General features: G+C 67.6%; 23 protein-coding genes. 9 read left to right on the top strand and 14 right to left on the bottom strand.

The genetic code is table 11. The annotated features are described in order from the left end of the window. The first annotated feature begins 1 nt into the window (after position 1). From OG205_RS36880 to OG205_RS36870, 3 genes are read left to right on the top strand one after another with little or no spacing between them, the layout of a single operon-like run. The gene (locus OG205_RS36880; protein WP_285643312.1) at positions 2-409 is read left to right on the top strand and encodes a succinate dehydrogenase hydrophobic membrane anchor subunit; all 408 of its coding nucleotides are present in this window, start codon (positions 2-4) and stop codon (positions 407-409) included. Between the two features lie 22 nt (positions 410-431). Next, on the top strand, positions 432-2,186 hold the full coding sequence (gene sdhA / locus OG205_RS36875) for a succinate dehydrogenase flavoprotein subunit (RefSeq protein WP_330272464.1): 1,755 nt from the start codon (positions 432-434) through the stop codon (positions 2,184-2,186). Next, entirely contained in the window at positions 2,186-2,968 is a 783-nt protein-coding gene (locus OG205_RS36870; RefSeq protein WP_330272463.1) for a succinate dehydrogenase iron-sulfur subunit, read from the top strand. Before sdhA ends, OG205_RS36870 begins: the two co-directional genes overlap by 1 nt. Before the next feature lie 562 nt (positions 2,969-3,530). On the opposite strand, the gene OG205_RS36865 is transcribed toward OG205_RS36870, so the two are convergent. Then, positions 3,531-4,451 carry a hypothetical protein gene (locus OG205_RS36865; protein ID WP_330272462.1) on the bottom strand — a complete coding sequence of 307 codons (921 nt, stop codon included), beginning with the start codon at positions 4,449-4,451 and terminating at the stop codon, positions 3,531-3,533. Positions 4,452-4,490: 39 nt separating this feature from the next. After that, positions 4,491-4,568, bottom strand: coding sequence for a hypothetical protein (locus OG205_RS46855; RefSeq protein ID WP_406601764.1), 78 nt, complete (start codon positions 4,566-4,568; stop codon positions 4,491-4,493). Between OG205_RS46855 and OG205_RS36860 the strand changes: the two genes are divergently transcribed. Continuing rightward, on the top strand, positions 4,537-5,106 hold the full coding sequence (locus OG205_RS36860; RefSeq protein ID WP_330272461.1) for a hypothetical protein: 570 nt from the start codon (positions 4,537-4,539) through the stop codon (positions 5,104-5,106). The two genes, OG205_RS46855 and OG205_RS36860, sit on opposite strands and share 32 nt — an antisense overlap. 97 nt (positions 5,107-5,203) lie before the next feature. On the opposite strand, the gene OG205_RS36855 is transcribed toward OG205_RS36860, so the two are convergent. Then, positions 5,204-5,554 (bottom strand): hypothetical protein, encoded by a 351-nt coding sequence (locus OG205_RS36855; RefSeq protein WP_319975046.1) that lies wholly within the window; start codon positions 5,552-5,554, stop codon positions 5,204-5,206. A 10-nt stretch (positions 5,555-5,564) separates the two neighbouring features. Further along, entirely contained in the window at positions 5,565-5,792 is a 228-nt protein-coding gene (locus OG205_RS36850; RefSeq protein ID WP_319975045.1) for an SCO4848 family membrane protein, read from the bottom strand. A 61-nt stretch (positions 5,793-5,853) separates the two neighbouring features. Between OG205_RS36850 and OG205_RS36845 the strand changes: the two genes are divergently transcribed. After that, on the top strand, positions 5,854-7,119 hold the full coding sequence (locus OG205_RS36845; protein WP_330272460.1) for a D-alanyl-D-alanine carboxypeptidase family protein: 1,266 nt from the start codon (positions 5,854-5,856) through the stop codon (positions 7,117-7,119). 57 nt (positions 7,120-7,176) lie between these two features. Here OG205_RS36845 and yhjD read toward each other — a convergent pair whose 3' ends face one another. The 9 genes from yhjD to OG205_RS36800 form a co-directional block, all read right to left on the bottom strand. Further along, on the bottom strand, positions 7,177-8,163 hold the full coding sequence (yhjD, locus tag OG205_RS36840; protein ID WP_330272459.1) for an inner membrane protein YhjD: 987 nt from the start codon (positions 8,161-8,163) through the stop codon (positions 7,177-7,179). 24 nt (positions 8,164-8,187) lie between these two features. Further along, positions 8,188-9,213 (bottom strand): tryptophan--tRNA ligase, encoded by a 1,026-nt coding sequence (gene trpS / locus OG205_RS36835; RefSeq protein WP_330272458.1) that lies wholly within the window; start codon positions 9,211-9,213, stop codon positions 8,188-8,190. A 43-nt stretch (positions 9,214-9,256) separates the two neighbouring features. After that, positions 9,257-9,448, bottom strand: coding sequence for a hypothetical protein (locus tag OG205_RS36830; RefSeq protein WP_330272457.1), 192 nt, complete (start codon positions 9,446-9,448; stop codon positions 9,257-9,259). A 123-nt stretch (positions 9,449-9,571) separates the two neighbouring features. After that, a complete protein-coding gene (locus OG205_RS36825) occupies positions 9,572-12,094 on the bottom strand; it encodes a bifunctional FO biosynthesis protein CofGH (RefSeq protein WP_330272456.1) in 2,523 nt (840 codons plus the stop codon). A 61-nt stretch (positions 12,095-12,155) separates the two neighbouring features. Further along, entirely contained in the window at positions 12,156-13,814 is a 1,659-nt protein-coding gene (locus OG205_RS36820) for a TIGR03767 family metallophosphoesterase (protein ID WP_330272455.1), read from the bottom strand. 109 nt (positions 13,815-13,923) lie between these two features. Further along, positions 13,924-14,718, bottom strand: coding sequence for an exodeoxyribonuclease III (locus OG205_RS36815; protein ID WP_330272454.1), 795 nt, complete (start codon positions 14,716-14,718; stop codon positions 13,924-13,926). Between the two features lie 11 nt (positions 14,719-14,729). Further along, on the bottom strand, positions 14,730-14,948 hold the full coding sequence (locus OG205_RS36810) for a hypothetical protein (RefSeq protein WP_319975036.1): 219 nt from the start codon (positions 14,946-14,948) through the stop codon (positions 14,730-14,732). A 46-nt stretch (positions 14,949-14,994) separates the two neighbouring features. Then, a complete protein-coding gene (locus OG205_RS36805; RefSeq protein ID WP_330272453.1) occupies positions 14,995-15,282 on the bottom strand; it encodes an SH3 domain-containing protein in 288 nt (95 codons plus the stop codon). Between the two features lie 201 nt (positions 15,283-15,483). Continuing rightward, positions 15,484-16,707 (bottom strand): NADP-dependent isocitrate dehydrogenase, encoded by a 1,224-nt coding sequence (locus OG205_RS36800; protein ID WP_330272452.1) that lies wholly within the window; start codon positions 16,705-16,707, stop codon positions 15,484-15,486. Positions 16,708-16,979: 272 nt separating this feature from the next. On the opposite strand from OG205_RS36800, the gene OG205_RS36795 reads away from it, so the two are divergent. The 4 genes from OG205_RS36795 to OG205_RS36780 all read left to right on the top strand — a co-directional run bounded on the left by OG205_RS36795 (position 16,980) and on the right by OG205_RS36780 (position 20,807). Then, positions 16,980-17,786, top strand: a complete 807-nt coding sequence (locus OG205_RS36795) for a metal-dependent hydrolase (RefSeq protein ID WP_330272451.1) — start codon at positions 16,980-16,982, stop codon at positions 17,784-17,786. A gap of 78 nt (positions 17,787-17,864) precedes the next feature. Continuing rightward, positions 17,865-19,373 (top strand): PHP domain-containing protein, encoded by a 1,509-nt coding sequence (locus OG205_RS36790; protein WP_330272450.1) that lies wholly within the window; start codon positions 17,865-17,867, stop codon positions 19,371-19,373. Beyond that, positions 19,370-19,852, top strand: a complete 483-nt coding sequence (locus tag OG205_RS36785) for a hypothetical protein (protein WP_330272449.1) — start codon at positions 19,370-19,372, stop codon at positions 19,850-19,852. The genes OG205_RS36790 and OG205_RS36785 overlap by 4 nt, the downstream gene beginning before the upstream one ends. A gap of 10 nt (positions 19,853-19,862) precedes the next feature. Next, the gene (locus tag OG205_RS36780) at positions 19,863-20,807 is read left to right on the top strand and encodes a ribose-phosphate diphosphokinase (RefSeq protein ID WP_319975030.1); all 945 of its coding nucleotides are present in this window, start codon (positions 19,863-19,865) and stop codon (positions 20,805-20,807) included. 1 nt (position 20,808) lies between these two features. On the opposite strand, the gene OG205_RS36775 is transcribed toward OG205_RS36780, so the two are convergent. After that, positions 20,809-21,435 carry a TetR/AcrR family transcriptional regulator gene (locus tag OG205_RS36775; protein ID WP_330272448.1) on the bottom strand — a complete coding sequence of 209 codons (627 nt, stop codon included), beginning with the start codon at positions 21,433-21,435 and terminating at the stop codon, positions 20,809-20,811. Positions 21,436-21,443 lie beyond the last annotated feature (8 nt).

Here is a 21,443-nt window from a genome sequence, read left to right as displayed (position 1 = left end):
CATGTCACTCGCACTCGACAAGCCCCGCCAGCCGCGCCGTCCCGCGGCCCGCCGCGGCAACGGCGAGCTCTACAGCTGGCTGTTCATGCGCCTCTCCGGCCTGCTGCTCGTGGTCCTGGTCCTGGGCCACCTGTTCATCATGAACATCCTCGACGGCGGCGTCCACAAGATCAACTTCGGCTTCGTCGCCGGCCGCTGGGCGTCCCCGTTCTGGCAGTTCTGGGACCTCGCGATGCTCTGGCTCGCGCAGATCCACGGCGGCAACGGCGTGCGGACGGTCATCAACGACTACGCCCGCAAGGACTCCACCCGGTTCTGGTTGAAGATGCTGCTCTACGTGTCGATGGTCCTGATCATCTCGCTCGGCACGTTCGTGATCTTCACCTTCGACCCGAACATCTCGAACTGACCCGCGCGGGGAGCCCACCACAATGCAGTTCCACAAGTACGACGTGATCATCATCGGCGCTGGTGGTGCCGGAATGCGCGCGGCGATCGAGTCCGGCCAGCGCGCCCGCACCGCGGTGCTCACCAAGCTCTACCCCACGCGTTCGCACACCGGCGCGGCTCAGGGCGGCATGTGCGCCGCCCTCGCCAACGTCGAGGAGGACAACTGGGAGTGGCACACCTTCGACACGATCAAGGGCGGCGACTACCTGGTCGACCAGGACGCCGCCGAGATCATGGCGAAGGAGGCGATCGACGCCGTTCTCGACCTCGAGAAGATGGGCCTGCCGTTCAACCGGACGCCCGAGGGCAAGATCGACCAGCGCCGGTTCGGCGGCCACACGCGCAACCACGGTGAAGCCGCCGTGCGCCGCGCCTGCTACGCCGCCGACCGCACCGGCCACATGATCCTGCAGACGCTCTACCAGAACTGCGTCAAGCACGGCATCGAGTTCTTCAACGAGTTCTACGTGCTCGACATCTGCCTGACCGAGACGGAGAACGGCCCGGTCTGCACCGGCGCCGTCGCCTACGAGCTCGCGACCGGCGAGATCCACGTCTTCCAGGCCAAGTCCGTCGTGTTCGCGACCGGTGGTTTCGGCAAGGTCTTCAAGACCACGTCGAACGCCCACACGCTGACCGGCGACGGCATGGGCATCGTCTTCCGCAAGGGCCTGCCCCTGGAGGACATGGAGTTCTACCAGTTCCACCCGACCGGCCTCGCCGGTCTCGGCATCCTGCTGACCGAGGGTGCCCGCGGCGAGGGCGCGATCCTGCGCAACGCCTCGGGTGAGCGGTTCATGGAGCGCTACGCCCCGACCATCAAGGACCTGGCGCCGCGCGACATCGTGGCCCGCTCGATGGCCCTCGAGGTGCTGGAAGGCCGTGGCGCCGGCCCGAACAAGGACTACGTGCTGCTGGACTGCACGCACCTCGGTGCCGAGGTCCTGGAGACGAAGCTGCCGGACATCACCGAGTTCGCCCGCACGTACCTCGCGGTCGACCCGGTCGTCGAGCCCGTCCCGGTGTACCCGACCGCGCACTACGCGATGGGTGGCATCCCGACGAACATCCACGGCGAAGTGCTGCGGGACAACGACAACGTCGTTCCGGGCCTCTACGCCGCGGGTGAGTGCGCCTGCGTGTCCGTGCACGGCGCGAACCGCCTGGGCACGAACTCGCTGCTGGACATCAACGTCTTCGGCCGCCGGGCGGGCATCGCCGCGGCGGAGTACGCGCTGTCGCGTGAGGCGCACGTCGACCTGCCGGAGAACCCGGCCGCGTCGGTCGAGGCCCAGGTCGCCCTGGCGCTGTCGGAGCACGGCCAGGAGCGCGTGGCGGACATCCGCACCGAGCTGCAGGCCACGATGGACGCCAACGCGTCCGTCTACCGCACCGAGGACACGTTGAAGAAGGCACTGCACGACGTCCAGGCCCTGAAGGAGCGCTACGCGCACATCTCCGTTCAGGACAAGGGCAAGCGCTTCAACACGGACCTGCTGGAGGCCGTCGAGCTCGGCTTCCTGCTGGAGCTGGCCGAGGTGCTCGTGCACGGCGCACTGGAGCGCAAGGAGTCCCGCGGCGGTCACGCCCGCGAGGACTACCCGAACCGCGACGACACGAACTTCATGCGCCACAGCATGTTCTACAAGCAGGGCGACGGTCTGACCGCGGACATCCGCATGGACTTCAAGCCCGTGACCTTTACCCGGTACAAGCCGATGGAGCGCAAGTACTGATGACCGCCACCGCTGAAACCACTGCAGGCTCGCGCGGCTCTCAGCCGGCGGTTCCGGACGGCGCTGTCACAGTCACCGTCAAGATCCGCCGGTTCAACCCGGAGTTCGACGACGAGCCGCGCTGGGACTCGTTCGACATCCCCGCGCTCCCGTCTGACCGCGTGCTGAACCTGCTGCACCACATCAAGTGGTACGTGGACGGGACTTTGACGTTCCGCCGCTCGTGCGCGCACGGCATCTGCGGCTCGGACGCGATGCGCATCAACGGCGTGAACCGCCTGGCGTGCAAGGTGCTGTTGAAGGACCTGCTCGAAAAGGGCGACAAGCACACCACGATCACCATCGAGCCCATCAAGGGCCTGCCGGTGCACAAGGACCTGCTCGTCGACATGGAGCCGTTCTTCGAGGCGTTCCGCGCCGTCAAGCCGTACCTCGTCACCTACGGCAACGAGCCGACGCGCGAACGCATCCAGTCCGCCGCCGACCGCGAACGGTTCGACGACACGACGAAGTGCATCCTGTGCGCCTGCTGCACCACCTCGTGCCCGGTCTACTGGTCCGAAGGCTCGTACTTCGGCCCGGCGGCGATCGTGAACGCGCACCGGTTCATCTTCGACTCTCGGGATGAGGGTGCTGAGGAGCGGCTCGACATCCTCAACGACATCGATGGTGTTTGGCGTTGCCGGACCACGTTCAACTGCACCGATGCTTGTCCTCGTGGGATTCAGGTGACCAAGGCGATTCAGGAAGTCAAGCGGGCGTTGCTGTTCAAGCGCGTTTGATGGTTTTGGGCCTGGTTGAGGCGCCGCGTTCCCGTTGGGGGCGCGGCGCTTCGCCGTTTGGCGGGGTGATGTCCTGGGTGGGCGGGTGCGGGTCGGCTTGCGTTGGTTTGTCGCGTTCCAGCGGGGTTGGTCGCGTTCCGTGCGAGTGGTCGCCTTGCGAGGGTGGGCGCGCGGGTAGTGACGAAGTGCGGGGTTGCGATTGGGGCTTGACCTTGAGCCTCTAGCTGGGCGCGTAGTCGGCCTCAAAAGCCGGGGTGAAGAGCGCCCCGGCCGAGCCCAGACAGGGTGGCACCCAGCCCCTCAAGGTCAAGCCCCAATCGCCGTGAGCGGGGTGCACCGCTACCTGGCCCTGAAGGTTCAGACGGCTCGCTTCGCATCGCCACGCCAGGCTTCGTACGTGGTTGCTTTGCGAGGGGCCGCGCCTGGCGGCACCGCGCGGGTCGTTTTGCGTTGGCAGGCTCGGCCGTGCGGGTCGGCTTGCGGGCGTCCGTCGCGTCCAGTGAGTGGAGTGGTCGCCTGCCGTGCTTGCGTCACCTTGCGTGCGTTGGTCGCGTTTGGACGTTCAGGCGCCTTGTGCCTCCACTACGTGCACCGGTGGGCGGGGTCTTGCCGCGGCTGCCTTGTGTGCGGCCTTCAGTTCGCATGCCACCGCGTCCGGTTCGTTCCGCAGGCGGGTCGGGAGTGTTTGCAGGACGAGGATTCCCGCTGCCGCGTAACGACTGTTGCGGGCGAGGGTGCGTTCGTAGTCGCGCGGGCCGTAGTGGAATGCTTTTGAGTCGATCTCCCAGGCCAGGCCCACGTCGTCGTACCAGGCGTCGGGTCTGCCGATGAGCACGCCGTCGGCGCTGGTGATCGTGGCGTTCCAGTGGGGTGTGGTCAGGCGGATTCGACGGGAGAGGCGGCGGGCGTCCCGTTCTGCCACGGATTCGGCACGGCCCAGTTCGCGGAGGACGGTGCGGACCAGCTTGGTGCCGAAGCGGTTGGTTCGGGCCTCCGCTCGGAGGTCCTGTGGGGTGCAGCGGCCTCGTTGGACGGCGGCTGCGATCAGGGCGGTGGCCTCGTCCTCGGAGCGCAGGAAGCGGCAGGCGTCGACCACGGCTCGGGCCGCGGACACCACCGGGTAGCCGCCCACGTCTGAGGACGCGGGCATGGGTGATGATCGTTCGAGGATCAGGGTGCCGCTGCCTCGGGCCGTGCCTGGGACCAGGACGTGGATTTCCGGGGCGCGAGTGGGGAGGCCGTGGCGGCGGCAGGCTTCTGCTCCGGTGACCACGGCTCCTGGGCCTGCGCGCAGGAGGGCCGCGGTCAGCTGTTGGTCCGGGGTGGGCGGGCCGTTGTGCAGCAGCACCACTCCTGGGTACATGCGCTGCCACGGCCCGCCCGCGGTACATCGTCGCCACGGATTGGTGACGCCCAGTGACTTCAGGGCGCCGGCACTGATCACGCCGAGATCGCTGCGTTCGCGCAGGTGTTCGATTCGCACGTCACCAGTGTGACGAGGGACACCGACAGTTTTCGGGAATCAGCGCCGGGAAGGTCGCCTGGCGCGGTCGAGCAGCATCAGAGCCGTGCCGCCTACGAGGAGCAGCACGCCGAGCAGGAGCAGCCACGTGGTGGAGGCGCCGGTGTTGGCCAGGCGGTTGTCCTGGTGGACCGGGGGCTTCGCCACCGGCGGAGTCGCGACCAGCGGCTTCGTCGTGTGGGGTGTGGTGGTCTGCGGTGTGGTCGTCGTCGACGTGGTCGAGTCCGGCGGCGTCCAGGTCGTGGTCGACGTCGTCGAACCTGGTGTCGTCGTGGTCGACGACGTGGTCGAACCCGGCGTCGTCGTGGTCGTGCTCGTGGACGTCGAGGTCGTCGTCGTGGTCGTCGTGGTGGTGGTCGTCGAGTTCGTCGAACCCGGCGGCTTCTCGGTGGTCGTGGTCGTCGTGCAAGGGGTGGTGGTCGTTGTCGTCGGGGTGGTCGTGGTCGACGTCGGAGGCTCTTCACCTCTCGGCGACGGCGCACGCCAATCTGGGCGTACCTTCGGGCACCACGCAGCGGCGCACACCTGGCCATCCCCGGAGGCCGAAGCTTCCGGGGCGGCACCGTGCAGTGAGACGAGCGTCAACACTGCCCCGGCGGCGAGCACACCGATATAGGCGATACGTGACATGCCACGGATGGTTGCGCGCGAGTACAGCGGGTCGGGTCAAAAGTGCGCCCACATCACCCGCCAGAGCCGGTGACATCCCCCGATCAGGTCCAGAAGACCGCGATGCCCACGTTCAACACGACCAGCGACGCGGCGGTCGGCAGCAGCCAGGACGGGGCCTTCGGCTTGCTGACGTTGATCGCCACGACGGCGGCGATGGCCACGACGACCAGCAGCTTCACGCCGATCTTGACGTGGTCGTACTTCACCGAGTCGACCAGCGGATCGATGGCCACCAGTGCGACACCGGTCAGCAGCTGCAAGGCCGCGCCGTGCAGCCAGCCCTTGTTGACCGGCGCGTCCTTGCCGGCCCTGGCCTGCAACATGATCATCGCGACGAGCATGCCCATGCCGAGCAGGTGCAGGAACACCAGCAGCAGGCGTACGAACTCCACAGCGTTTTCCTTATCGACGTCGAGTGGCCAGGAATCCCCGCACGCCCAGCACGCCGATGACGGTGCCGAACACGAGCGAGGCGATCACGAGCACCAGGTGGACCGTGAAGAACGCGGTAGGTCCGTCGCTGAACGAACGGGGGTCGTTCCAGATGTTCTTCAGGAAAGTGGGCCAGATCACCCACGACCACAGTCCGAAAGCCACCAGGAAGAGTGACATCGGGCGCGAGAGCTTCACACCGACCAGTATCAGACGTGGTGCGTGCAAGCGGCTAAACGGGGGTGGATAGCCTGAACGTGTGCCCTTCCCAAAACGGCTCATCGTCGCCCTGGTCCTAGCAACGGCCACAGCCGCGTTCGCCGCACCGACGAGCACCGCACAGCAGGCCGCCGGCTCGGCTCAGTGTGAGAACCGCGAGACCCCACCTCCACCGGTGGACACGTCCGAACAGCCGGCGCCCGGCCAGAAGGCCCCGCTAGCGCTCGAGGTGCCGGAAAAGCCCATCGGAGGCGACCGGCTGGGCGAGTGCGGCCTGATCCTGCCGCCGAACTCCGGCCAGCCGCCCAGCGGCATCACCGCGGCGTCGTGGCTGCTCGCGGACATGGACAGCGGCGCTGTCATCGCCGCGTACGACCCGCACGGCCGTCAGCGTCCCGCCAGCGTCATCAAGGTGCTGCTCGCGATGGTCGTCGCCAAGGAACTGCGGGGCGACCTCGTCGTCACCGCCAGCGCTGAGGACACGCAGCAGGAATGCACCTGCGTGGGTCTGAAGGACGGCGGCCAGTACACGGTCCGCCAGCTGCTGCACGGCCTGCTGCTCACCTCGGGCAACGACGTGGCGCACACGCTGGCCCGTCAGCTCGGCGGCGTGCCGAACGCCCTGCGCAAGATGAACGCCATGGCCAAGGAGCTCGGCGCCCTCGACACCCGCGCCGTGACGCCGTCGGGCCTCGACGCCCCCGGCACCAGCACCTCGGCCTACGACGTCGGCCTGATCTTCCGCGGCGCGATGAAGTACGAGGAGTTCTCCTCGGCCATCAAGCTGCAGCAGTCGCAGTTCCCCGGCCGCAACGGCGGCACGATCATGCTGCAGAACGACAACCGCCTGCTCACGAACTACGAGGGCGCGCTCGGCGGCAAGACCGGCTTCACCGACGACTCCCAGCACACGTACGTGGGCGCCGCCGAACGCAACGGCCGCCGTCTCGTCGTCGTCCTGCTGCGCGGTCAGCAGACGCCCACGCGCGTCGACGCCCAGGCCTCGAAGCTGCTCGACTACGGCTTCGCCATGGGCCCCGGCGGCGTCGGCAAGCTCGTCGACGGAGCCCCGCAGCCGAAGCCGAACGTCGTCCCCACCCAGGACAGCGCCGACGCCCAGGACGTGGCGGTCACCGACCCGCGCACGGGCCGCCCGACGCCGACCGCGTTCGGCACCGTCGGCCTGCCCATCACGGCCGTCGCGGTCCTCGGCCTGCTGGCCGGTCTGGTGCTCTTCATCCGCAGCAAGCGCGCCAAGGCTGCCAGGGCACGCCGTCAGGCCGCGCAGGCGGCACAGGGCGTCTGAGACACCTGAGAAGACGGCCCCAGCGCACTCGCGCTGGGGCCGTTCTCGTTCTGAACGCTACTTGCGGCGCCACCGGAGGCCGAGCAGCGCACCGGCCACCGCGCCGGCGCCGAGCATCAACGACGGCGAAGGTCCGGACCGCACCGAGACCACGGGCGCGATCACCGCGGGCGGGGGCGCCTTCACGACCTCGGGCTCGCGGTTCTCCTTCGCGGTGGCCGTCCAGGCCGTGATGAACAGGACGAACTGCGCCACGAGGTTCGCGAACACGAGCACACCGATGACGGACCCGAACGCGGCCGAGGTCGGCGACTTGGTCGTGAACGACAGGAAGATCGTCGCCGTCTGCTTCAGGACCTCGAACCCGACCGCTCCGGCGAACGCCCCGCGGATCGCGCTGCGCCACCCGACGGGCTTGCGCGGCAGCCGCGAGAGCACCCACAGGAACACGAGCCAGTTCGCGAGCAGCGACAGGATGATCGTGCCGATCCGCAGCAGGACGTGCGCCCAGCCGGCGTTCTCCAGCCCCATCCACCTCAGGATCAGCTCCGCGAACCCGGTGCCCAGCGCCGTGATGCCGAACGACAGCACGATCGCGAGGCCCAGACCGACCAACGCCAGCAGGTCGCGCCACAACGTGCCGAGGAACGGCAGGTTCTCCTTCGCGTGGCCCCACTGCGCGGTCAGGGCGTCGCGGAGGTTGCCCATCCAGCCGAGACCGGAGTAGGCGGCGCCGATCAGGCCGATGATGCCGACCGTGCCCTTGGACTCCAGGGCGGTGGTGACGGCGTCGTTGAGCTGCTTGCTCAGGTTCGGGTCCGGCACCGCCTCGGTGATGGCCCCGCGCAGCTCAGCCAGCAGATCCGGCTGCGACTGGAGCACGAAACCCGCGATGGCGAAGCCGATCATCAGGATGGGCACCAGCGACAGCACGCTGAAGTACGTCACCGCGGCGGCGTAGTGCGTGCCGTATCTCTCGGTGAAGCGCTCATAGGCCAGCATGATGTGGTCGAGCCACGCGTACTTCCGCCGCCACTTGTCCACGCGTAAGAAGCTAGTGCACTTGCACTACTCAGGCAGAACAAAGCCGATCTTCTCGTACGTGCGGCGCAACGTGCCGGAGGCGACCTCACGGGCGCGTTCGGCACCGGCGGCCAGAATCTTGTCCAGCGACGCCACGTCGTCGAGGTACATCTTCACGCGTTCCTGCACCGGCGTGACCCACTCGGTGAAGACCTCGCCGAGGTCCTTCTTCAGGTCGCCGTAGCCCTTGCCGTCGTAGTCGGTGACCAGCGACTCGACCGTCCGGCCGGTCAGGGCCGAGTAGATCGTCAGCAGGTTCGAGACGCCCGGCTTGTTCTCGACGTCGAAGAGGACCTCGCGGCCCGTGTCGGTCACGGCGGACCGGATCTTCTTGGCCGAGCGCTTCGGGTCTTCCAGCAGCTCGACGACACCGCCGGGCACCGACTTGCTCATCTTCGCCGTCGGGTCCTGCAGGTCGAAGATCTTGGCCGTGTCCTTGACGATGTACGCCTCTGGCAGGCGGAACGTCTTGCCGTAACGCGAGTTGAAGCGCGTCGCGAGGTCGCGGGTCAGCTCCAGGTGCTGGCGCTGGTCCTCGCCGACCGGCACGTAGTGCGCCTGGTACAGCAGGATGTCCGCGGCCTGCAGGATCGGGTACGTGAACAGGCCGACGCCGACGGACTGCTCCTGACGTGCGGACTTGTCCTTGAACTGCGTCATCCGCGCCGCCTCGCCGAAGCCGGTCATGCACTGCATGACCCAGCCGAGCTGGGCGTGCTCGGGGACGTGCGACTGAACGAACAGCGTCGCCCGATCCGGGTCGATGCCCAGCGCGAGCAGCTGCGCGGCCGAGACACGCGTGTTCTGCCGCAGTTCCTTCGGGTTCTGCTCCACGGTGATCGCGTGCAGGTCGACGACGCAGTAGAACGCGTCGTGCGCTTCCTGCAGAGCCACCCACTGCCGCACCGCACCCAGGTAGTTGCCGAGGTGGAACGACCCGGCCGTCGGCTGGATGCCGGACAGGACGCGGGGGCGCTTGACAGCTTCTACAGGCGCGTTCTCCGTGGACACGAACGAAATCTTCTCAGACCAGCTCGATCAGTGCGGAGCCGGATCACTCTTGGGCGGCGTCCTGGCGAACCAGGTCGATGCGCTGGTTGGCCGCGACGATCGGGGCCGGCTTGCGCCGCTTCACCAGGCCGTACACCAGCCCACCGACGCCTGCCGTCACCGCGATCAGACCCACGGGACCAGCAGCGGTGCCGGTCATGCTGCTTTCGACCGCAGCGCTCAGAACCAGACTCATGCCGTGCACTTGCCGAGCCTCCCCAAGGCACAGATCCACCCCGGAACGGGTGAACCTTGCTGACTGATTGGCCGCCAAGCTACCGAACACCGGTAGCGTCGATGCGCCGAATCAGACTATCGGTCACTCGTGATCAGATAGCACTCGCCCATATGTCGTAGTCCGCTGACGGGCGTTACGCCCTGCGAGCGAAGCCAGCGATTCAAGCTCACGCACAGTACGCGCCGAGCCGTGTTCGGATCCGGCCATGCGGCTGATGGTCTCCTCCATCAACGTGCCGCCGATGTCGTTCGCGCCGCCGTTGAGGATCTCCGCGGTGCCCTCGTCACCGAGCTTCACCCACGAGCACTGGATGTTGTCCACGCGCCCGTGCAGCGCCAGCCGTGCGAACGCGTGCACGGCGCGGTTGTCGCGGCGGGTGGGACCGGGGCGGGCGACTCCTGCCAGGTAGATCGGGGCGTTGCGGTGCACGAACGGCAGCGCGACGAACTCGGTGAGCCCGCCGGTCCGGTCCTGGAGTTTCGCGAGCACCCGGAAGTGCGTGAGCCAGTGGCCGGGGTGGTCCACGTGCCCGTACATCATCGTGCTGGACGAACGAATGCCCAGCTCATGGGCCGTTCCGACGACGTCGAGCCAGGTCGCGGTCGGCAGCTTGCCCTTGGTGAGCACCCACCGCACGTCGTCGTCGAGGATCTCGGCCGCCGTGCCGGGAATCGTGTCGAGGCCGGCTTCCTTCAGCTCGGTGAGCCACTCGCGCACGCTCACGCCGGCCTTCGCCGCGGCGGACACGATCTCCATGGGGCTGAACGCGTGGACGTGCATCTCGGGCAGACGCTTCTTGATCGCGCGCACGACGTCGGCGTAGTAGGTCACCGGCAGCTTGGGGTCGATGCCGCCCTGCATGCAGACCTCGGTGGCACCGTCGTTCCACGCCTCCTGGGCGCGGTCGGCGACTTCCTCCGCGGAGAGCCGGAACGCGTCGGCGTCGCGCTCGCGCTGGGCGAAGGCGCAGAAGCGGCACCCGACGTAGCAGACGTTGGAGAAGTTGATGTTCCGGTTGACGACGTACGTGACGTCGTCACCGACCACCTCGCGCCGCAGGTCGTCGGCGAGGCGGGTCATCACTTCGAGCGCTTCACCGTCGGCCGTCAGCAGAGCCATGGCGGCCTCGGTGTCGTCGAGCAGCGCGGCCGGATCGTTCTCGGCGATCTTCAGTCCACGTTGGACGTCGTCGGGAAGCCGGTGCGGGGCAACGGGAATCTTCAGTTCATCCCAGTCGCCGTAGACCTCGTCGAAGTCGCCGCGGCGGTCGTTCGTGCGGCCTTCGGTGTCGATCGCGGTGTTGAGGTCGGCGCGTCCGTAGGTGTCGGTCCCGCCGTCGGGTTCCTGCCACTCGCGGCCGACGACCTCGGCGTCCGGGTTCGCGAGGCCGTTCTCCAGTGCCAGCGCGGAAACGTGCGCGGTGAGCCGGGTGTCGATCCACTGCCCGACCGTCGCGCGGACGAAGCGCGGATAGACGTTCAGCCGTTCCTGCAAGGAGAAACCGGCCTGCTCGGTGATCTCCGCGAGCTGGTCGACCTGGGGCCACGGCTTCTCGGGGTTCACGTGGTCCGGCGTGATCGGCGAGACGCCGCCCCAGTCGTCGACACCCGCGCGCAGCATCAGGTCGAACTCGCCACCGACCAGGTTCGGCGGCGCCTGCACGCTCACGGTCGACGGCATCACCAGGCGTGCGACGGCGATCGTGGCCGCGAGCTCGGTGAGGTCGGCGTCCGGCATGCCGCGCATCGCCGTGTCCGGCTTGGCGCGGAAGTTCTGGATGATGACTTCCTGGATGTGCCCGTACTGCTTGGCGATCTGGCGCATCGCGAGCAGCGACTCGGCGCGCTCGGCGATGGTCTCGCCGATGCCGATCAGGATTCCGGTGGTGAACGGGACGTTCACGCGGCCGGCGTCGGTGAGGACGCGCAGCCGGACGGCTGGATCCTTGTCGGGGCTGCCGTAGTGCGGGCCGCCCTTCTCGCTCCACAGCCGTTCGGCCGTGGTCTCCAGCATCATGCCCATGCTGGACGCGACGGGCCGCAGCCGCGTCAGTTCCTCCCAGCTCAGCACGCCGGGGTTGAGGTGCGGCAGCAGCCCGGTCTCCTCCAGCACCGCGATGGCACTGGCCCGCACGTAGTCCAAAGTGGACTCGAAGCCGCGTGCCTCCAGCCACTCCTTCGCGGCGGGCCAGCGGTCCTCCGGCCGGTCGCCGAGCGTGAAGAGGGCTTCCTTGCAGCCCTGGGCTGCCCCGGCCCGTGCGATCGCCAGCACCTCGTCGCGTTCGAGGAACGCCGCGGGCACCTTGTGCGGCACGGTCGCGAAGGTGCAGTAGTGACACCGGTCGCGGCACAGCCTGGTCAGCGGGATGAACACCGACCGGCTGTACGTGACGATCCCTGCCCGCCCCTCGGCGAGCAGGTGCGCGTCCCGCACCTTGCCCGCCGCTGTCAGCAACGCGTCCAGGTCGTCCTCACGCGCGTGGAGCAACACGGAGGCCTCTGTCGCGTCGAGCACCGCACCGTCGGCGGCCCGGCGCAGAGCACGCCGCATGGCCGCAGCACTCGGACGGGACTGCGGTGGGGTTAGCGAGATGTCCACTGCCACGTCAACGACCTTAGGCCGCCGAAATTCCTGATCAGGTGTGACTGGCTGTGGGACATCCCACTCAGTGGACGGCGACGAGCAGTTCCGTGTTCCGGTCGAGCGGCGTGCCCAGCGGGTTCGTCCGCGAGTGGATGTCGTTGTAGGTGATCTCCCGGCACAGGCTGGCGAGCCCGGTGTCGCTGCGGTCGTCGTAGTCGACCTGGTAGGGCGCGTCCGCTTCGAGCAACGTCGTGAACAGCGACAACGTGCCGTCACCGTTGTCCGCGACCTCGATCACGCGGGCGTGCTGCGGGTAGTCGACGTGCGCGGCGGTGTTGATCTCCCAGAAGCTCCTGCTCGGCGTGGCGTGCCGGTGCGGGGTGATCACGTTGCGGTGCGTGTGGCCGTTGACCCACGCCAGCACGTTCGGAAAGCGGTGCAGGAGATTCACGAGCGCGTCGCCGTTCATCCGCGGGTCGAGCGGCCGGCGCTTGTCCGGCAGAACGTTGCCCATCGTCGTGCTCGTGTGGTGACTGAAGAGCACGAACAGCTCGTCGGTGACGTTCTGCCGTTGCGGCAAGCCCAGCCAGTCGTAGTAGAGCGAGCTGTTGCGCCTGAGGGTCTTCTCGATCCAGTTCAGCTGATGCAGCCCTATCGAGCCCGTGGAGAACCCTGCGAGGTTCGTGGTGTCCATGCTGATGCCCGTGACACCGGGCGCCATCCGGAACGTGTAGAAGACGTCCACGCCGTCCGCGTTGGCCTCCGTGTAGCCGTGCCCGCCCGACGGCAGATGCTTGCGCACGAACTCACCAGTGCTGAACAGCCTTCGTCGGCTGTCCGGCGTCACAGTCCGGACGACGCCGCCACTCGCGAGGATGGCCATCGCTTCCGGGATCGCCTTGGGATCGTTGAACGCCTGCGCGACCTTGGCGTTCTGCACGGGGTCGCCGAACCCGACGATCTTCTTGCGGCCGGTGTACCAGCTGTCGAGCAGCCCGTCCGGCAGCGCGCCGACCACGCTGTCGTCGTGGTTGCCGATCGTGGAGTACCAGGGGATGGTCAGGCCGGGGCTGGTGAACTCCCGGACCGCCGCATCGAGCAACCCGTTGAGCTGCGGGAAACCCTGTGCCTTGTAATCGTCGCCGCCGCTGAGGTCCGGCTGCCAGAACGTGCTGATGCCCGCGTTCTGCACGCCTTCGTAGCGGGTGTCGCCGGTGTTCGGCGTGATGCGGCCGCCGTTGAGGACCGTGAGGAACCAGTCGAGCTCGATGTTCTCGTGGTTGTCGGTGTTGTCGCCCGTCGTCATGAGGAAGTCGAACGGCCTGCCGGTCAGCGGACCGTTCTTGACGGCGTTGACGCGGCGAACGAGCGACGTCGAGCCCTGCGTGGTGAGCGCTTCCTGCGGCCGGTGAGCGCTGGAGCCCATGATCGGGTGCAGGTACTCGAACCGGAGCGGGCTCTGGGCGTCACAGATGTGCATGTCGCTGAACTGCACGAAGCTGGTGAGCGCTCGGCGCCTGGCTTCCCGGTTGGGCTTGGCCTGGATCAGGTCGCCGCGCACGACCGTCGGCCAGCCCGGCCCCGCCGCGAGCCTGCGGTAGCCGCTGGCGCCGATCGGCGCGGCAGTGACGTCGAGCGTGGTGCCCGCCGTGGACGCAAACGCTTGGCGGTCCAGAAGCGGCACGCCTGCGGCGCCCACACCCATCGCCAAGAGGAACGAACGCCGGTTGAAGCCTGTCATGAGCCGCCCCGATTCATCGATGGTGAATCGTGTTCATATTCGGGGAACGGGCGGGTTGAATCGAGCCGTCAGGTGGGCGACAAGAGCGATAAAGGCTGGTCGGGCTGAGTCAGTCGGAGTAGACGACGGTGACCGGGGCGTGGTCCGACCAGCGCTCGGCATACGTTGCCGCCCGCTCCACCACCGCGGTCTGAGCCCGAGCCGCCAGCCCATCGGTGGCGACCTGGTAGTCGATCCTCCACCCGGAGTCGTTGTCGAAGGCCTTGCCGCGGTACGACCACCACGAGTACGGCCCAACGGCATCGGGGTGCAGCGCGCGCATCACGTCGTTGTACCCGGACGCGAACACGGACGTCAGCCACTCCCGCTCGTACGGCAGGAAGCCGGACTCCTTCTGGTTCGTCTTCCAGTTCTTCAGATCGGCCTGCTGGTGCGCGATGTTCCAGTCACCGCAGACGAGCACCTCACGGCCCGATACGGCCGCCTTCTCTCGCAGCGACACGAGGTACGGCAGGAAGGCCGCCATGAAGCGGTCCTTCTCGTCCTGCTTCTCGGTGCCGACGTCGCCGGACGGCAAGTAGAGCGACGCGACGACGACGCCGGGCAGTTCGATCTCCACGTAGCGGCCGCTCGCCTCGAACTCGGCGGTGCCGAAGCCGACACGGACCGAGGTGGGCTCTACGCGCGAGAGAATGCCTACGCCTGCGCGGCCCTTCAAGGAGGACGGGGCGTACACGCCGAACCAGCCCTCAGGTGAGTGGACGTCGGCAGCCAACTCGTCGGGTTCGGCGCGGACTTCCTGCAGGCACACCACATCCGCGGAAGTCGAAGCGAGCCACGAGAGGTAGCCCTTCTTCGCGGCGGCGCGCAGACCGTTGACGTTGACCGTGGAGACCGTGAGCACGACGAAGGAGCCTACTGGGAGGCCAGACCCCAGGGCTTCGGGTACTCGGCACCGCAGCCGGCGCAGTGCGCGGTCAGGTCGAGGTAGCCGACGAGGGTGGCCATCTCGTCGCGGGGCAGGGCCAGCTGACGCTGACCGTCGATCTCGGTGTAGAGGCCCTGCCACTCGGGGTCGCAGGAGCACTGCGTGACGCCCTTGGCTCTGCCCCACCGAAACATGTTCCGCAGCATGCCCGCAAGTTTGCCAGAGCAGCGGGAAACGAACGCCCGGCCGGAGTTACCTGCAGGTCGAGTCGCTGGTCAGCGCGACGAACGACTGGCTCACCCAGCGCCGATCGCTCAGCATCCGGTAGCCGTTCTCGACGCGGCCCTGCGCGTCGGTCACCGCGTCGCGCGGCATGGTCGAGACGATCGGCTGCATGTCACCGGGCCCTGACCGAACGTTGAGGATGTCCGCGGTCACCGTGATCTTGCAGATCTCCGACCCCTTGTCACTGCCCATCGGTTTGCCGCCGCCCACCGCGTACATGACGCCGGCGACCCCGAGCACACCAATGACGATCATTCCTCGAACCGGAACACCCAGCATCGCGACGCCTCCGCACACAACAAGCCCTGGAACAGCAGATATAGCGGCTGGAGGGCCTGTGTGGACGGCTCGGCGCGGCAACCACCCGCAAGAGGAACCGACCGGGTGACGCACAAAGCGAAAGGCCACCCCGGTGTGACCGGGGTGGCCTTCTCACGTACTCGAATCAGGCGACCGTCAGAACGACGCCATCTTCTTCTTGAGGTTCTCGTCGAGCGCGCCGAGGAAGTCCTCGGTCGTCAGCCACGGCTGCTCCTTGCTGATCAGCAGCGCGAGGTCCTTGGTCATCTGACCGGCCTCGACGGTCTCGATCACGACCTCCTCGAGCGCCTCGGCGAAGCGGATCACCTCGGGGGTGTTGTCCAGCTTGCCGCGGTGCATGAGGCCACGGGTCCACGCGTAGATCGACGCGATGGGGTTCGTGGAGGTCGGCTTGCCGGCCTGGTGCTGGCGGAAGTGACGCGTCACGGTGCCGTGCGCGGCCTCGGCCTCGACCGTCTTGCCGTCCGGCGTCATCAGGACCGACGTCATGAGGCCGAGCGAGCCGAAGCCCTGCGCGACCGTGTCGGACTGGACGTCACCGTCGTAGTTCTTGCACGCCCAGACGTAGCCGCCCTCCCACTTCATGGCAGCGGCGACCATGTCGTCGATGAGGCGGTGCTCGTAGGTGAGGCCCTTGGCGTCGAACTCCGCCTTGAACTCCTCGTTGAACACGCGCTCGAAGATGTCCTTGAAGGCGCCGTCGTAGGCCTTCAGGATCGTGTTCTTCGTCGACATGTAGACGGGGTAGCCCCGCTGCAGGCCGTAGGAGAACGAGGCGCGGGCGAAGTCCTCGATGGACTTGTTGTAGTTGTACATGCCCATCGCCACACCGCCCTCCGCCGGGAACTCGGTGACGACGTGCTCGATCGGGTCCGAGCCGTCCTCCGGCTGGAACGTGATCGTGAGCTTGCCGGCGCCGGGCACCTTGAAGTTGGTGGCCTTGTACTGGTCACCGTGGGCGTGACGGCCGATGATGATCGGCTTCGTCCAGCCGGGGACCAGCCGCGGGACGTTCGAGATGATGATCGGCTCGCGGAAGACGACACCGCCGAGGATGTTGCGGATCGTGCCGTTGGGCGAGACCCACATCTTCTTGAGGCCGAACTCCTCGACGCGCGCCTCGTCCGGCGTGATCGTGGCGCACTTGACGCCGACGCCGTGCTTCTTGATGGCGTTCGCGGCGTCGATCGTGACCTGGTCGTCGGTGGCGTCCCGGTGCTCGATGCCCAGGTCGTAGTACTCCAGAGTGACGTCCAGGTACGGGTGGATCAGCTTGTCCTTGATGAACTGCCAGATGATCCGGGTCATCTCGTCGCCGTCGAGTTCGACGACGGTGCCCTGAACCTTGATCTTGCCCATAATCCTGGGCGCTCCTCTCGCGACGATGCAAGCAGGACAAGCGTACTGGTAAACCGCCGTCCTGTGCCTGCGACCCTGGTTACATCGATTCGACTGGCGCCCAGCACTGCGCCATTGGTGTGAACCGTAGTCCTCTCGCGCACTGGTCACCACGAGAGAGGGCCCCACCAGGCAGGAGTCGATCTTCTTCGCCGATCAACGAGTTCCGCTCCGGCGGCGTTCAAGCAACGACTACTGTCAGCACTGTCGGGTGATCACCGGAAAGGGCGTAAGTGTCAACTGGGCCAACACATGCGATGAGCGGGCTGCTCGCCTGGAGCGCCGTCACCGCGATCGCGTCAACTCACCCGATCGGCCAGCTTTCGCCGCAGAGCTGGGCCGTGGGCGCGGTTCTCGCCACTGGCGCGGCACTTCTGCCCGACCTGGACCACCCCGGATCGACCATCTCGCGCACGTTCGGAGCGTTGAGCAGCGGGCTGTCCGCGGGCATCAACGCGTTGAGCAGCTTCGTTTATCGGACGACGCGGCTGAAGAGAGATTCCAAGCGAGACGGCGGACATCGCGGTCTCACGCACACGCTCGTCTTCGCGTTGTTCGCCGCCGTCTTCACCGCCGCGGTCATCCAGAACAGCCAGAAGTGGGCGCTGCCCGTGCTGATGTTCGTGTTCGCCGGGCTGGCGGTGCGCGGCATCATGAACGACTGGTGCCCCAAGCAGGACGCGTTGCTGATCACCGTGGTGTCGGCGGGGATCACGTGGGCGATGATCGCCTGGACCTCGCAGACGGACGCGTCCGCGGCGGCGTGCGGGATCGCGGTCGGCATCGGGTGTTTCGCGCACTACATCGGTGACGCGATCACCGAGCAGGGCTGCCCGATCCTGTGGCCGATCCCGATCATGGGCAAGACGTGGTTCCCGGTCGCGCCGCCGAAGATCATGCGGATGAAGACCGGTGGCGTCGTCGAGATGGCGATCGTCGGGCCGATCGTGACGATCCTGTCGATCTGGCTGGGACTCGCGGCGTTGCAGGGGACGGGCGCACTGCCGTTCCTGGACTGGGTGGACCTGCTTCCGATCTAGTTCACTCAGCGTCCATCTGCGGCTCACCCATTCGCTCTAGCCTCCACGCACCCCGGCCCGTCGCGTGGAGGTTCAGCCATGTCCGAAGTAGCCCGCAGACGCTTCCTGCAGGGAGCCGGCGTGCTCGGTGTGGCGGGAGCGCTGGGCACCGGGAGCGCTTCGGCGACGTCGCGCTACCAGTGGCTTTCCGGCGATCACCACGCGCACACGCAGTACTCGTACGACGGCATGTACAGCGTCGAGCAGCAGATCCGCGGCGCGTTGCGGCACGGCACGGACTGGCTCGTGATCACCGACCACGGCCACGCGTCGCACGAGGCGCATTCCGTCGAGGCGACGGCGGCGGATCTTCAGCGCGCCAGGCGGAAGTTCCCGCAACTGCTGCTGTGGCACGGGATGGAGTGGAACGTCCCCGGCGCCGAGCACGCGACGCTGTTCTTCGAGGACTGCCGGGACGAGGCCGGGGTGCTGCGCGACTTTGAGCGGCAGTTCGACTGGCGGCTGAACGGCGCCGAGGCCTCGACCCCGGCGAACGAGAAGAAGGCGCTCGACGCGATCCGGTTCCTGCAGACCAAGATCCGCAACGGCACGATGAAGTCCGCGCTGGTGTTCGTGAACCACCCGATGCGCAACGGCCGGGTGTCGCCCCACGAACTCCGCGCCCTGCGCGATCTCGCCCCCGATATCGTTGTCGGCATGGAGGGCGCGCCCGGAGCGCAGGGCGACGGCGACCCGTTGCGCGGTCCGGGCGGCCACCGCGGCGGGTACGCGAACAGCCCCGGCTCGAACTCCTACGCGCCCTACCCCGCCGAGGCCTACAAGACCTACGGCGGCTTCGACTGGATGACGGCGAAGCTCGGCGGCGTCTGGGACTCGCTGCTCGCCGAGGGCCTCGGCTGGTGGATCACGTCGAACTCCGACTCGCACTTCAACTCGCGCGACACGATCGTCCGCGTGCCGGAGCCCGGCGACCAGTTCGACCTGACCGGCAAGCACCTCGACGCGATCGAGGGCGGCGTGCCCCAGGTGCTGCCGCCCTACGTCGACTTCTTCCCCGGCGAGTTCTCCCGGACCGTCGTCGGCGCCACCCGGCGGACGCGCGGCGCCGTGATGGAGGGCCTGAGGGCGGGTCGAGCGTGGGTTTCGCACGGCGGGCTGGTCGATGATCTTCAATTCCACGTTTACGCATCCGGCGGAACCGAGACGATGGGCGGCCGTCTGCGCGTGCGGCGCGGCTCCGACGTGAGCGTGCTGGTCAAGGCACGTCTGGCAACTCGCCCCAACAGCGCCGGTTTCGTGCCACGATTGCGCCGTTTGGACCTCATCAAGGGCGCGGTAACCGGACGATCATCATCTGAAACGTTGGCCACGCCACATGTGAAGGTCGAGCGATCCTACGAGCCGCGCTGGCACTATGCGGTCTTCACGCACACGTTCCGCAACGTCCGGGAGCCTTTTTACCTCCGAATGCGCGGAACCGACGGCAACCGCGGCGCGTTCGAACCGCAGGCGGACACACCCGGAGCCGCGAACCCGTGGGAGGACCTGTGGTGCTACACCAACCCGATCTTCGTGGAGGTCAGGTGACCAGCACCTTCGTCGGCATCGACGCCGGCTATGAAAACCGCTGGGAAGCGGAGAAGATCGCGTTGGAGCTGCACGACACCGTGCTGACCACGGCCCGAACGGTCGTGGTGCACGAGGTCGACAGCCACTTCGCGATGTCCTTCCTCCTGCCAGTACCCCCGTCTGACGCAGTGGTGAACTCACTGGTCGCGCAGGGTTTCGGCGTCTCCGTACGCGGTGCGTCCTCAGCACGTCAGGTAGGCCCGGAGGCGCTTCGAGTAGGCGCCTCCACTGCTGCTGAGGCCCATCAATACCGCCGCGAGGGGCGCGCTCTGCGGTACCAAGGCCAACGGTCGTTGCGCGGCCGTCATGGCGTGTCGGACATCCTCGCGTTCACGGCCATAGAGGTCGTTTTACCGCGCGGAACCCACACCGTCGACACGCGCGGCAACCTGACGCCGTTCTTCCAGGACGGCAAGTTGGTGCTGGTCATCGACTAGGTTTCGGGGTGTGCGTGACATCGCTGTCTTCAGTGGTTCTGCCCATCCCTCACTCGCCGCGGAGATCTGTGGCCATCTCGGTGTCGAGCTCTCCCCCAGCCGCCTGACGCGGTTCGCCAACGACTGCCTGGAAGTGCAGTTGCAGGCGAACTGCCGGGAGCGGGACGTGTTCCTGATCCAGCCGCTGGTGCCTCCGGTGCAGGAACACCTCGTCGAACTCCTGCTGATGCTGGACGCTGCCCGTGGCGCCTCAGCCGCGCGCACGACCGTCGTTCTGCCGCACTACGCCTACGCACGTTCGGACAAGAAGGACGCGCCCAGGATCTCGATCGGCGGCCGCCTGGTCGCCGATCTGATGGTCGCCGCGGGCGCGTCCAGGGTGCTGGCGATGACGTTGCACTCACCGCAGGTGCACGGGTTCTTCTCGGTGCCCGTCGACCACCTGCACGCGCTGCGCGAACTGGCCGCGCACTTCTCCCAGTACGACCTGTCGAACACCGTCGTGGTGTCGCCGGACCTCGGCAACGCCAAGGAGGCCGCGCACTTCGCCCGGATCCTGGGCCTGCCGGTCGCCGCGGGCGCCAAGCAGCGCTTCGCCGACGACAAGGTGCAGATCCAGACCGTGATCGGCGAAGTGGCCGGACGCGACGTGATCGTGCTCGACGACGAGATCGCCAAGGGCTCGACCGTGGTCGAGCTGATCGACAAGCTGCGGGAACGCGGCGCCGGGCCGATCCGGGTGGCCTGCACGCACGGGCTGTTCTCCGCCGGTGCTTTGGACCGGCTGCAGGCGTTCGAGGACGTGCTGGAGATCGTCGCCACGAACACCGTGCCGATCCCGGCGGAGAAGTCCGTGCCGAAGCTGAAGGTGTTGTCGATCGCGCCGGCGATGGCCGAGGCGATGCGGCGGATCAACGTCGGCGAGTCGGTGTCGACGCTGTTCGAGGCCCCCTGACCTACTTGAGGTGCGCGAGTGCCTTGATCAGCCGGTCCCCGACGTCGGCCGGTCCGGGCATCTTGCGCACCACGGCCCGCTGGTGGGCGAGGCCGTGCAGTCCCAGCCACAACGCCACCGCGTCGCCGAAGAGATCGTCGCTGGCGTGCGCGATCCCCTCCTCGACGCACGCGCCGAGCACGCCGACGAGCAGCGTGAACGCCTCCACACCCAGTGAGTCGAGATCGGCATCGGTGATCGAGGTGTCCTCGACCGACGGCGTCCACATGCCGCCGAACATGATCCGGTAGCGCTGCGGGTGCACCTGCGCGAAGTCCAGGTAGGCGTTGCACACCGCGAAGAGCCGCGAGCGCCCGTCCCGGTCCGCCTTGTCGTCGGCCTCGCGCAGGGTGGCGGCGAGCGCGTCCATCTCCTGCTGCACCACGGCCAGCATGATCGACGGCTGGTCCGCGAAGTGCGGGTAGATCGACGGTGCCGCGATCCCCGCCTTGCGGGCGACCGAGCGCAGCGTGACCGCGCGTTCGTCGCCGCCTTCGTCCAGCAGCGCGAGTGCCGCGGTGATGATCTCTTCGCGCAGCTTCCCGCCCTCGCCCCTGCGGTTGCGCCTACGCGGTTCAGTGTTCGTCACGGCCGTAA

The organism is Lentzea sp. NBC_00516, assembly GCF_036346835.1.
Taxonomy (GTDB): Bacteria; Actinomycetota; Actinomycetes; order Mycobacteriales; family Pseudonocardiaceae; genus Lentzea; species Lentzea sokolovensis.
Note: the sequence above shows the minus strand (reverse complement) of the source record. Positions and strands in the feature narration are given on the sequence as shown.